General features: G+C 38.3%; 12 protein-coding genes. 2 read left to right on the forward strand and 10 right to left on the reverse strand.

Translation table 11 applies throughout. From position 1 onward, the window contains the following. Positions 1-7 precede the first annotated feature (7 nt). Positions 8-1,201, reverse strand: coding sequence for an enoyl-ACP reductase FabV (fabV, locus tag O0931_RS17190; protein WP_269416716.1), 1,194 nt, complete (start codon positions 1,199-1,201; stop codon positions 8-10). A 251-nt stretch (positions 1,202-1,452) separates the two neighbouring features. Here fabV and O0931_RS17195 point away from each other — a divergent pair, with 251 nt between their 5' ends. After that, complete coding sequence (locus tag O0931_RS17195; protein ID WP_269416717.1) at positions 1,453-2,157, forward strand: DUF2490 domain-containing protein; 705 nt, start codon at positions 1,453-1,455, stop codon at positions 2,155-2,157. 96 nt (positions 2,158-2,253) lie between these two features. Further along, complete coding sequence (locus tag O0931_RS17200; protein ID WP_269416718.1) at positions 2,254-3,144, forward strand: hypothetical protein; 891 nt, start codon at positions 2,254-2,256, stop codon at positions 3,142-3,144. Here the strand turns inward: O0931_RS17200 and O0931_RS17205 are convergent. The 9 genes from O0931_RS17205 to O0931_RS17245 all read right to left on the reverse strand — a co-directional run bounded on the left by O0931_RS17205 (position 3,125) and on the right by O0931_RS17245 (position 12,209). Continuing rightward, complete coding sequence (locus O0931_RS17205; protein WP_269416719.1) at positions 3,125-3,559, reverse strand: arsenate reductase ArsC; 435 nt, start codon at positions 3,557-3,559, stop codon at positions 3,125-3,127. The genes O0931_RS17200 and O0931_RS17205 overlap by 20 nt on opposite strands. A 10-nt stretch (positions 3,560-3,569) precedes the next feature. Then, a complete protein-coding gene (locus O0931_RS17210; protein WP_269416720.1) occupies positions 3,570-4,058 on the reverse strand; it encodes a GNAT family N-acetyltransferase in 489 nt (162 codons plus the stop codon). Positions 4,059-4,067: 9 nt separating this feature from the next. Continuing rightward, complete coding sequence (locus O0931_RS17215; RefSeq protein ID WP_269416721.1) at positions 4,068-4,538, reverse strand: DUF6428 family protein; 471 nt, start codon at positions 4,536-4,538, stop codon at positions 4,068-4,070. A 26-nt stretch (positions 4,539-4,564) separates the two neighbouring features. Continuing rightward, positions 4,565-4,891 carry an ArsR/SmtB family transcription factor gene (locus O0931_RS17220; protein ID WP_269416722.1) on the reverse strand — a complete coding sequence of 109 codons (327 nt, stop codon included), beginning with the start codon at positions 4,889-4,891 and terminating at the stop codon, positions 4,565-4,567. Between the two features lie 70 nt (positions 4,892-4,961). Beyond that, the gene (locus O0931_RS17225; protein ID WP_269416723.1) at positions 4,962-5,408 is read right to left on the reverse strand and encodes a DUF1572 family protein; all 447 of its coding nucleotides are present in this window, start codon (positions 5,406-5,408) and stop codon (positions 4,962-4,964) included. A gap of 90 nt (positions 5,409-5,498) precedes the next feature. Beyond that, positions 5,499-6,230: a head GIN domain-containing protein gene (locus tag O0931_RS17230; RefSeq protein WP_269416724.1), complete on the reverse strand. Its 732-nt coding sequence runs from the start codon at positions 6,228-6,230 to the stop codon at positions 5,499-5,501. 435 nt (positions 6,231-6,665) lie between these two features. Next, positions 6,666-8,324, reverse strand: coding sequence for a M1 family metallopeptidase (locus O0931_RS17235; protein WP_269416725.1), 1,659 nt, complete (start codon positions 8,322-8,324; stop codon positions 6,666-6,668). A gap of 138 nt (positions 8,325-8,462) precedes the next feature. Continuing rightward, a complete protein-coding gene (locus O0931_RS17240; protein ID WP_269416726.1) occupies positions 8,463-10,334 on the reverse strand; it encodes a CocE/NonD family hydrolase in 1,872 nt (623 codons plus the stop codon). Positions 10,335-10,340: 6 nt separating this feature from the next. Further along, positions 10,341-12,209, reverse strand: a complete 1,869-nt coding sequence (locus tag O0931_RS17245) for a CocE/NonD family hydrolase (RefSeq protein WP_269416727.1) — start codon at positions 12,207-12,209, stop codon at positions 10,341-10,343. Positions 12,210-12,273 lie beyond the last annotated feature (64 nt).

Here is a 12,273-nt window from a genome sequence, read left to right on the forward strand (position 1 = left end):
AATACCTTTACTCCACTAATCCCTCAATTTCTACTAATTCATCAGCCTCTTTTTGATAATCAACTTTATCAATTTCGAAACCGAATAAGCTTAAAAAATCTGAGCGGTAGCCCGGTAAATCGCCGATTACCGGTAAAGTTTCAGTTGTAGCTTCCTCCCAAAGTTTTGCAACCTTAGCCTGTACGTCTTCCCGCATTTCCCAGTCGTCGATTCTGATTCTTCCTTTTTCATCAACAGGAACATCGCCGCCGGTATATAACCTTTCAGCATACAAACGTTGGATTTGTTCAATTGTTCCCTCGTGGATGCCTTCTTCCTTCATTATTTTATATAACAATGAAATGTATAAAGGAATTACAGGAATAGCCGAACTCGCCTGAGTAACTAATGCTTTGTTTACGGAAACATAAGCTTTTCCGTTAATGTCTTTCAATTTATCGGTAATTGTAAAAGCGGTTGCCTCTAAATCATCCTTAGCCCGACCGATAGTTCCTTTGCGGTAAACCGGTTCGGTTAAAGCAGGGCCGATGTATGAGTAAGCAATTGTAGTAGCGCCTTCTGCTAATAAGTTTTCGGCCTTTAAGGCGTCAATCCACATCGCCCAATCTTCGCCACCCATAACGGCAACCGTATTGGCAATATCTTCTTCTGTGGCTTGCTCGATGGAGATTTCTGTAACGTTACCGGTGTGGAAATCTACAGTTTTATTTGTATACGTTGCACCGATTGGCTTTAATGTAGAACGATGTAAAACTTCGGTATCAGGATGTTTTCTAACAGGAGAAGCCAGGCTATAGATTACTAAATCTACCTGACCCAAATCAGCTTTAATTAGTTCTATAGTTTTTGCTTTGATTTCCTTTGAGAAAGCATCGCCATTAATACTCTTAGCATATATGCCTGCGGCATGGGCTTCTTTTTCAAAAGCCGCACTGTTATACCAACCTGGCGATGCAGTTTTGCCTGCTGAAGGTGCTTTTTCGAAAAATACACCAATTGTTGAAGCGCCGGAACCATAAGCAGCAGTTATGCGTGATGCTAAACCAAAACCTGTAGATGCACCAATTACCAATACTTTTTTAGGACCATTAATGGCGCCCTTGGATTTTACATATTCAATTTGATTCTTTACGTTTTGCGCACAACCATCTGGATGTGCGGTTAAACAAATAAAGCCCCTCATTCTCGGTTCAATAATCATTATTTCTTGATTTTACGTTTTGTACTGTTAAATTTAACTTTCGATAAGTATTATAAAAAGCCAAATCTTTAACGAAGATAAATTTTTAATTCCTTACAGCTAAATGAAATTTAAATAAACGCCTTACATTACGGTAGGTAAGTGTTAAATCAAGATTAATTTTAGGATAATTATCGAGGTTTATCAATTTTATTTAATTTAGCGGCGCAACACACGCTTGCCACTGGCAAGGATAAACCGGATTATCTTTTATGAGAAAAATATTATTACTTGCCATGATTTCATTCATGGCATTAGGGAAGCTTTCTGCTCAAACGCAACATCAGAATTCTGGTTGGTTTTTCTTTTTAAACAATACAAAGTTTAATAAGAAATGGGGTTTGCAGTTTGATGTTCAGGTTCGATCTGCCGATGATTGGAAATATGTTCGCAATACCCTGGTGCGTCCTGCATTACAATATTTCATTAACGATAAACATAATGTTGCTTTGGGCTATTTGTGGCAAACGACTCAAAACCAGCTTGAAGGCAGTTCAAATACTTTTCTTCACGAACACCGTATCTTTGAGCAATATATTTATACCCATAAACTTAAATCTGTATTTGCCAGCCACCGAATCAGGGTTGAACAACGTTTTATAGAACGCGCAAATGAAAATGTTTTTGCACAACGTTTCAGGTATTTTTTCAGACTGATACAACCTTTACAGAAAACACAAGCCTCATTTAACAATGGCGCCTTCCTTGCTTTACAGAATGAGATCTTTCTGAATTTTCAGAATAATGCTAAAATCAACAATAGTGTATTCGACCAGAACCGAGCCTACTTCGCTGCAGGTTATCGATTTTCCAAGAAGTTTGATGTTGAGGCAGGTTATATGAATCAGGCGGTAAAAAACACAACAAACCATACTAATAACAATATAATCCAATTGGCGCTATATACCAGATTCTAATTTGGTTTTAATGATTTAAAGTCATTTTTTGTATCACAACAATTACAAAGTGTTAAAGCATTTGTAATAGTTGTTGCTTTTTACTCAATTTGCCGCGTGAAAAGATTCTCAATCCTGTTTTTAGCATTATTATTTGGCAAGCGGATGCATGCTCAAGAAGTTAAAACATCCTCAACAGACGTTGCGCCCACATCTAAAAGCCTGTTTAATCCAGAAAACAAAAGAAAAGATTCTCGTAAAGGGGATTTCTATTTTCACTGGGGATACAATAGTTCATGGTACGGTAAAAGTGATATCAGGTTTCAGGGCCCTAATTACGATTTTACGCTGAAAGATGTTGTTGCACATGACAGACAATCAAAGTTAAGCTGGGATTACTTAAATCCGGCTTTGATTACTGTTCCTCAGTATAACATCCGTGTTGGTTATTTCATAAAAGATAATTACAGTATTTCAGTTGGTTGGGATCATATGAAGTATGTAATGGATATTCCTCAAACCGTTGCGATTACCGGATATATTGGTTCAAATATTTCGCAGGAGCAAGTATCAACAGGAACAATGGCCGGCAATTACAACGGACAATTGATTAATGTTAAAGAAAGTATGTTGACTTTCGAACACACAGATGGGTTTAACTACGCTAATGTTGAAGTTGAACGTTATGATGATATTTGGGTAGCACCCAGTGGAAACACTTCCTTAACTTTAGAAACCGGGTTAGGTGGCGGCATGATTGTTCCCCGTTCTGATGTTCGTTTATTTGGACTCGGAAGAAACAATCATTGGAATATTGCCGGCTATGGTCTATCTGCCAAAGTTGGATTGAAGTTTTATGTCTGGAAAAATATTTACCTTCAAAATACAACAAAAGTTGGTACAACAAATTTAAAAACAATTCATACCACAGGCTGGGATGAATATGATAAAGCGAGCCAGAAAATTAATTACCTGGAAAACCTGTGGGTTATTGGGGTTCAGTTTTAATTCCCAATTGTTGTTCGACAAACGTTTTGCAATAGTTTTTTATTAGCCTTCTAACTTCATCAAAACAGGCTGATATTTCTTCTTCAGTTCCTTTAGCCTTTGCGGGATCAGGAAAATTAAAGTGAAACTTTTTTGCCATTGACGGAAAAACAGGGCAATTTTTTTGAGCATTATCACAAACGGTAATTACAAAATCAAAATTGATGTTTAAATAGTCATGAATATGATTTGAAGTGTGTGAACTGATGTCTATTCCATCATTTTTCATTGTAAGAACAGCCCTTGGATTTACACCATGGGTTTCAATACCTGCGCTATAAATGCTATAATTTTGATCTGTGAAATGCCTAAGATATGCTTCCGCTATTTGACTTCGGCAACTATTTCCGGTGCAAAGAACTAATATGTTTATCATTTTAGGTAATTTACTGGCCAACTATTTTGCTCCTTTTTTCCATTATAATGGTATCTTTCCATACACCATTCTTTTTGCCTATTTTCTCCCTGTACCCTATTTGGCGGAAGCCACAACTTTCATGGAGTTTTATGCTCATGAGGTTTTCTGCGAAAATGCCCGATTGTAAAGTCCACAAACCTTCATTTTCACTTTGAATAATCAGCTCATTAAGGAGCTTTTTCCCTAAACCTTTACCTCTAAATTCTGAACAGACGTAAACGCTTACCTCAGCTACACCTGCATAAACACATCTGCTTGATACTGGCGACAAGGCCGCCCAACCTACCATTTTATCACCATCAAATATGGCCAGCCGACCTATTTTTAGATGGTTTCTGTCCCAGTCGCTCCATGTTGGTACCTCATCCTGGAAAGTAGCAAGGCCAGTTTTTATACCCTGCTTGTAAATTTCAGCTACTTCAGGATAGTCTCTTTCCCCAAATTTTTTTATTTCCATAAGATGAAATTAACAGCAACCTCCGCCTGGCGTACAGCAAGCAGCTTCAGCGGTGAGTTGCTGTAGCTGAACTTTTTGTTTTTCTTGTGGTATGCCGCAGCTATCAGCTGCCAGACAAGCGGTGCTTTTTGAAACAAGTTCAAAATTTTTTCCGTCGAAATTTAAATCATACTTTCCAATAGTTTCAGATTGATATTCTACCTCTATTTCCAGATTGCCTATACCAAGCTTTTCTTCGGAAAGATTTATAATATGCAATAATTTAGCTGGTTTTAATTGATGTTCATAATCATTGGCAGACCAAAGCTGAAAACTTACCACCTTTTCCAAACGCTCTACTCCGCCGCAGTCGATAAAATGTTTGGTAACCATACCCACTTCGGTAACATGGAAATGTGCCGGAACAAATTCTCCGGACGGCAACTTGAAATTAACCGCTTCAGCCGTTTGCAAGTGTTTTTTAATTTCTGATAATTTCATAATACGAGGGTTTAATACAATTTAAGTTAGCAGCAATTTTGCTCCAGTACAGTGGTTATGATGTTTGAAAAATAGCTTCGTAAAATGTCAAATGTTTTTTCATCAATGCAATAACAAATGGCATTTCCTTCAATGTTTCCTTTGATTAATCCGGCGTTTTTCAGTTCTTTTAGGTGTTGCGAAATTGTAGGTTGCGCAAGGGGCAGCTCGTTAACGATATCACCACAAATGCATGTATTTCTTTTTAATAAATACTCAATAATTGCTATCCTCGCCGGATGGCCGAGTGCTTTAGCTATCGTTGCTATCTGATTTTGTTTATCTGTAAAGTGCGCTGTTTTTGTTACGCCCATAATCAATATTTTTATATTGCAATATTACGATATACTTTGCAGTTTAACAATTATTTTTAGAAAATTTCAATTATTTATCTAACAACCTTCTGTGGTAATTAATCTGGCCGAGGTGGTAAGACAAGTGGGTGGTAAGGTGAATAAGCAAAAATTCTGTCGATGTTTTTTGTTCAAAAACCAATAATGGGTATTCAGCTTCAAGAGCTGCTTGTGATAGTTTATCTAATGATTCTTCTACCACAATTAGGGTTTCTTCAATTTTTTTGATGAGCTCGTTTTGTGGAACATGCTGCATTGAAAATTCCAGCTCACGATGCCGAATGTAGCCTGTACCGCCTAAAGTAGCGCCGATGTATGTATTCAGATTGCCGATTAAATGTAAACAAAGGTTACCTGCAGCATTGGAGATGCCGGCTCTGGTTAACCAAAGATTTGCTTCATTTTTATAAGATTCGATTTCAGTTTTGAGTCTGAGCAGATCCCTGCGGAAAAGTGATTTTAGTGTTTCGGTCAGCATAAAAAAATCCAGGCAAATAAATATACTGAATTAAAAAAGAAGCCCCGAATTTCTTCGGGGCGCTAAATCATTTGTGTGTTTTTAATTTAATTATATTTTTCTAACTCTTCCCGAGCCGATAACCGTTTTTTCTACCGTTGCGTTACCTGAATAATTTACATTACCTGAACCACTAATCACCGCTTTAATGCTCCGATCAGCTTTGATGTCAATCGTTCCTGAGCCACTTACCGTTGTAGAAAGATTATTTACAGATAAACCCTTTCCCGAAAAATTACCCGAACCACTGATTACAACATTAGCGTCATCTGCAGCGCCATTAATATTTAGTTTTCCCGAACCGCTGATTACGCCATTAAAATCATCTACATTAACATTTGTATTGATGCTTCCTGAACCACTAAGTGTTGTTGAAAGCGTTTTAGCGGTAACATTTCCTTTAACAGTCATATTTCCTGAACCACTCATGGTTAAGCTGGTAATGGTTTTGGCGGTTACATACGCAGTTATTTTCTTGTTTTCGTATTTGTGTTCCCAGCTGGTCCAGCTATTTTGCGGGCGGATAATCAAAACATTTCCTTTTACTTCAGTTATTAAGGTTGAAATGGCATCAGCATCGCCTTCAAACCTGCAGCTTTCGGTGCTTCCTAATGTTATTACAACATTAATCGGACCACCAGCTGCTACGCCGTTAAAGTTTTTTACATCACGGTCATCACCAGAAAGCTTAGAAGAACTGATTGTAATCGGGAATTTTGCTGTTGCACTGAAATTTATTGTAAATAATAATGCCACAAATAAAATTGAAAGTATTTTTTTCATTGTTCTGAATATTAGAGCCTCTTTGTAATCATTAAGGCATGTTTAATTAGGTTTTCTTTATAAGACGATTGCTTTTGAAAAAAGTTGCATAGCAATTGATATTTCTTTTAAAGATAAGAAGGAAGTAAATAGGATGTCATTCTTCGCGCAGATTTTAGTCTCCGGATGTCGTCATTCTCGCGAAAGCGGAAATCTTAAAACGTAAAATGCTCATCCTGGTAATTCCATAGCAGCGAAAGCTAGGATTCCAACCTGTGTGGGAATGACGTTTAATTTGCTTTAAATACTGATAAATTGTTTTTTGTTATAGTTATCAGGTTTGTGTTGCATCATTTAAATATTTTGCTTCGTAGATACTTCTTGTTCTTCGCTGCGGTCGGAACGATTTATCTTTTTGTCAATTAACGAGCTTAAAATCCTAAAACTTATATTCTTTTAATCCTGGGTTTTCTTCGTTGCTATATAAAACAACGGGTCGTTTTTAAAATTAGCTGCGGTAATACTTGCATCTACTTTAATGGTTTTCCAATCGTTTGTTGGTCTGATAAGTGTGTATGAGCCTTCTTTCAAAGTTACTTTAACAGGCATGTCAAAACCTTTTACATCTGTAATCCAACGGTAAGAAAGGGTTTCATTACTAATCTTATATTCCAGAACAGGAATTTTTGTGTAGCGTAAATACTGGTCGAAAACCTTATCGAGCTTAAGTCCGCTTTGTTTAGCGATGTAATTTTCTATTTCGGCTGTTGTTACTGTTTTATGGTAAAAAGTTTTATTTAAACCCCGAAGAATTTGTCTGAATTTTTCATCATTATTAATCAACTGACGGATGGTGTGGATTAGATTTGCGCCTTTAGGATACATATCGCCTGAACCTTCTTTATTTACACCATAAGGCCCGATTACCGGAATGTCATTTGAAATAATTTTCTGTAATCCAATTGCATATTCATTTGCTGCAGCTTTGTTTTCAGTGCATTCTGTAAACAGCACTTCAGAATAATTTGTGAAACCTTCGTGAATCCACATATCGGCAATATCTTTTGAGGTAATATTATTTCCAAACCACTCGTGGCCACTTTCGTGTATGGTGATAAAGTCCCATTTCAAACCATGCCCGGTACGACTTAAATCTCTGCCCAAATAACCTTTTTTAAATTGGTTGCCGTAGGCAACCGCACTTTGATGTTCCATGCCCAAATGTGGTGCCTGAACCAATTTATAGCCATCTTTATACCAGGGGTATGGCCCGAACCAATATTCGAAACATTTTATCATTGGTTTTACATCGGCATCCCAGTGCGGACGAGCCTTTGCGCTATCCACTTGTAAAGCCCAAAAATCCAGACTTAATTTTCCGCCTTCGCCATCATAGCTATCCGTCCAATGGGCATATTTACCAATATAAAAAGTAACATCATAATTATTAATAGGGTTACTTACAAACCAGTTGTATTGTTTATATCCGCTGGGTTTGTCAACAACATTTCTTAATCTTCCATTAGAAATTTCCTGCAGTTCTTTAGGTATGCTAATGCTGATCAACATGCTGTCGACTTCATCACTCTGATGATCTTTATTTGGCCACCAAACGCTGGCACCCAAACCCTGGCAGGCGACTGAAACAAATGGATTTCCGGCAGAATCCTTTTTGAAGATAAAGCCACCATCCCAGGGTGCATTGCGGGCAACTGTTGGGTTCCCTGAATAAAAAACAGTGAATTTGTCTTTACTTCCTTTTTTAATTGTTTTCGGGAAGGTAATAAAAACAGCATTATATGCTCTTGTAACCGGCAGTTCGGTTCCTTTATACATCACTTTCTCAACCTTCAGGTTTGAAAACAAATCGAACTGGAGTTTAGTAAAATCCTGGGTTGCTGTAAAAGTGAATTCATTACTTCCGCTTACTGATTTTTGGTCGATATCTATTTTGACGTCCAGGTGGTAAAAATTAATGTCGTAGCAAGTGCGTAAAGGTGTTAAAGTACCACGAAGGCTATCCGCTCTTGAGTTTACCTGGTTTTTGCCCAGCATTTGTGCGTTCAAAGTAGAAATTGAAAACGCAAAAGCAAGGATTAAAAGTATTTTTTTCATTTTTCATTTTTTAAGCAGCTGGCCCCTCCTGAATCAGGAGGGGCGCTGGACGTTATGCGTGTAATTATCGTATTAGCCTCCTAAGTTGAACGCCCCCTCCTTTTTTCAAGGAGGGGGCGGGAGGTGGTTTTTAAAACTTTATTTAATTACATCAACTTCAATAAAACTATCATTAAATACCGTTTGGGTAGCTTTAATATAATCGGCTTCAGTAGCTTTATATGGATTATCAACAAATTTTTGCGGGTTGCGGGCGAACAAAGGGAACGCTGTACTTTGCACCTGGATCATGATTCTGTGCCCTTTTTTAAAGGTGTGTAAAACATCCTGCAACCTGAAATTTACATCGGTTTTTTGGTTTGCGATCAAAGACTCCGGTTTTTCGAAACTGTTGCGGAAGCGGGCCGGCATCACTTCCGAACGAACCATTTGCCAGTAATTACTTAAGGTGATGTTCTTGTTTGGCATGTAAGGGTTATTGGGTTCGTCAGCAGGATAAACATCAATTAATTTTACAATGAAATCAGCATCGGTTCCGGTTGTGGCAATTTTAAGGTGCGACATAATTTCGCCACCCAAAGTAATATCGTTATCTAAAATCTCTGTTTGGTAAACCAAAACGTCAGGTCTGCGACCGGCAAAGCGCTGGTCTTCACTCATGTAGTTATGAGGTGTAAAACCCAGCGTTGTGGTTAAATCTTCGGTATAAGGAACGGGTTTTAGCGGGTCGCTGATGTAGTTAACAGAACCGGTATTTGCCGGAGCGGTCATGCTTAATTTTCCATCGGCACCCAGGTATAATTTTCGCTTACCGGCTTTTTCCGTTGGCCATTTATCAAAAGTTTCCCATTCCTTTTTCCCTGTGTCATATAAGTAAGCTTCCGGCAAGCCTGAATTTTTATCCCCATTACCTTTTAAGAAATGGTTAAAGAATTTAGCCTCGATATTTTTCTGGTAAAAAGTAGCAATACTATCACCAAAATACACGTTGCTGTGCATGGTATGCCCGGTTTCACGGCTCCACCTGCCATGCCCGAAAGGGCCCATAACAAGGGTATTGTAGGCATTAGGGTTTTTCTTTTCGATGGTTTTGTAAATATTTAATGGCCCTGATAAATCTTCGGCATCGTACCAGCCACCAACAACCATAACCGCAGGTTTAACAGCGCTGTAATGCTTTAATAAACCACGTTTTTGCCAAAATTCATCGTAGTTGGGATGGTTTACCGTTTCCTGCCAGAAGAAGTTATCCTTATAATATTTATCCGCATTGGTTAAAGGGCCTAAATCCAATGCAAACTGATAACCATCTTTTGTTTTAGGATTTACGATAGTGTTGTTATACCAGGCACCTGTTTCAGCTTTTGTTTTTTGAACACCGAATACGGGAAAAGTAAAAAAGTAGCTTTGAAGAAATGAACCGTTATGGTGAAAATCATCAAAGAAAAAATCAGAAATAGGTGCTTGTGGTGAAGATGCTTTTAGTGCCGGGTGATTGCTTAAAATACCGGCGGCAGTGTAAAAGCCAGGATAGGAAATGCCCCACTGGCCAACCTTACCATTGTTATTCGGGATGTTCTTTATCAGCCAGTCGATGGTATCATAGGTATCAGAGCCTTCATCAACATCGGTTTTGGATTTTTTATTATCGATAACCGGCGTCATATTGGTGAAAGTGCCTTCGCTTTTATAACGGCCGCGAACATCCTGCATAACCACAATGTAACCTTCTTTCATCATTAAATCTGAAGGCGCTAATTTGGAAGGAAATTTATCTTCGCCATAAGGTGCAATGCTATAGCAGGTTCGCTGCATAATTATTGGATATTTTTTATCTTTTGAAGCATCTTTTGGTGTATAAACCGCTGTAAATAGTTTTACACCATCACGCATGGTGATGTAGATTTCCTTTTTAGTGAAGTTTTCTTTGGGATAGCTGCTACTTGTTTGTGCAAAGCCTGCAGCAGCCGATAAAAGAAAAATGGAAATAATAAGTTTAATATGTTTCATGTCAATTTATTTTAAAACGGATACGCTGATGTACGAACTGTTTGAGGTATCGTGGTAAATTTTATGTGTTGCTTTTTGGAAATCTCCGGGTTCTGCCTGATAAATATCCATGAATTTCTGAGGATTTCTGTCGGCTAAGGGGAACCATGAATTTTGAATTTGAATCATGATTTTATGCCCTTTTTTGAAAGTATGCGCAACGTCAGGCAGTGCATAATTAACTTTTGTAATTGCCCCGGGAACAAAAGGTTCAGGTTTTTCGAAGCTGTTGCGGTATTTTCCACGAAGAATTTCGCCACGAACCAGCATTTCATAACCGCCCATAATGATGTTATTCGGGTTAGGTGTTGGGTTTGGCTCATCTTCAGGATAAACATCAATCAGTTTAACCACATAATCGGCATCGGTACCGCTTGTTGAAACCACCAGATTAGCCAAAACCGGTCCGGTCAAAGTTATATCTTCTGTTAAAGCATCTGTTTGGTAGGTTTTAACATCGGGTCTGCGGGCAGCAAAACGCTGGTCGTCTACCATGTATTCGCGGGTACGTTTTGATTGTACACCATCCTGATATGGAACAGGGTTATTCGGATCGCTCACATATTCATCCCAGCTATCCGTCCGGCCAACTTTTTCAAATGCAAGTTTTCCGCCTGGTTGTAAATAAAGGTTTTTAGTTTCTACTTCTTTTGGCGGCCAGGTGCCAAATTGTTTCCATTCATTGCTGCCGGTTACAAAAATATTGGCTTCGGCAGCTTTGAAATCACCCTCACCTTTTAAGTAGTGTTTAAAGAAAGGCAATTCAAATTGTTGCTGGTAATCGATACTGGTTTTTTTGCCGAATTTAATGTCGCCGAAATAAGAACCATCGCTGCGAACCCAGCCGCCATGAAACCAAGGTCCGGCGACTAAAATATTATTGGCGCCCGGATTTTGTTTTTCAATGGCTTTATAGGTTGCAAAAGTTCCATAAGCATCTTCCGCATCGAAAAAGCCACCAACAACCATAACCGCAGGTTTTATATTCTTTAAATGCGGCAGAATGTATCTTGCGCTCCAGAAGGTATCCAGATTAGGATGCTTAAATAAATCGTTCCAGAACTTAATGCTGTCGGCAAAATATTTATCCTTTAAATTTTTTACCGAACCTGCTTCCAAATAAAAGCGATAATTATCCTGTATTGGAAATTTAAAACCTTTCGGACCTTTATCCGGCGTAATTGGTTTTGGGCGGGGTACGCCGAATCCGCTCATAAAACTAAAAGCATCCATTAAAAATAACGAACCTCCATGATGGAAGTCGTCGCCGATAAACCAATCGGTAACGGGTGCCTGTGGCGAAACTGCTTTTAACGCCGGATGCGCATTCGGTAACGAAGTTGTTGAATAAAAGCCAGGGTAAGAAATGCCATAAATACCAGCGTTTCCATTATTGTTTTTAATGTTTTTAACCAGCCAGTCGATTGTATCGTAAGTGTCGGTACTTTCATCGATAGCTGTTTTTCCCTTTTTTAAAGTTTGCGGGCGGATGTCCTCAAAAGTTCCTTCGCTCATCCATCGTCCGCGAACATCCTGGTACACGAAAATAAATCCTTCACGCATCATTGCAGGGAAATTACCCAAACTTTGTTTGTACTTATCTTCACCATAAGGTGCTACGGTATAAGGCGTTCTGTTAATCAGGAACGGGTATTTTCTGGATTGATTTTTAGGTATATAAATTGATGTAAAAAGTTTAACACCGTCACGCATTGGTATCTGGCGTTCCATTTTAATGTAGTTTTCTCTAACGTATGCGGAATCGGATTGCTGAGCCAATAAATCGGCCGAAATAAACAGGCAAATAAACAGGCCGAAAATTCTGATGAAATTCATTTTCTGGTTTAATTTTAGGAATAAAGTTTAAATATAGAAACTATCGGGATGGATTATAAAAAAC

The sequence above is a fragment of the Pedobacter rhodius genome (genome assembly GCF_027213645.1).
Lineage (GTDB): Bacteria > Bacteroidota > Bacteroidia > Sphingobacteriales > Sphingobacteriaceae > Pedobacter > Pedobacter rhodius.